General features: G+C 54.4%; 1 rRNA gene. It reads left to right on the top strand.

The annotated features are described in order from the left end of the window. Window positions 1-47: 47 nt before the first annotated feature. A 23S ribosomal RNA gene (locus FXN61_RS50010) occupies window positions 48-379 on the top strand; the annotation flags it as partial.

A 379-nucleotide genomic window follows, 5' to 3' on the forward strand; every position in this document is an offset into this window, starting at 1 on the left:
TGTCTGATTGTTCTTTGAGAACTGCACAGTGGATGCGAGCATCTTTGTAGCAAGTTAGTAAGGGCATACGGTGGATGTCTTGGCACCAGGAGCCGATGAAGGACGTAGGAGACTGCGAAAAGTCTAGGGGAGCTGTCAACCGAGCTGAGATCCTAGAATTTCCGAATGGGGAAACCCGGCCCCAGTCATGTGGGGTCACCCATACCTGAACACATAGGGTATGTGGAGGGAACGCGGGGAAGTGAAACATCTCAGTACCCGCAGGAAGAGAAAACAACCGTGATTCCGTGAGTAGTGGCGAGCGAAAGCGGATGAGGCTAAACCGCGTCTGTGTGATACCCGGCAGGGGTTGCATTCGCGGGGTCGTGGGACCTCTTGG

The organism is Lentzea indica (assembly GCF_012184385.1).
GTDB lineage: Bacteria > Actinomycetota > Actinomycetes > Mycobacteriales > Pseudonocardiaceae > Lentzea > Lentzea indica.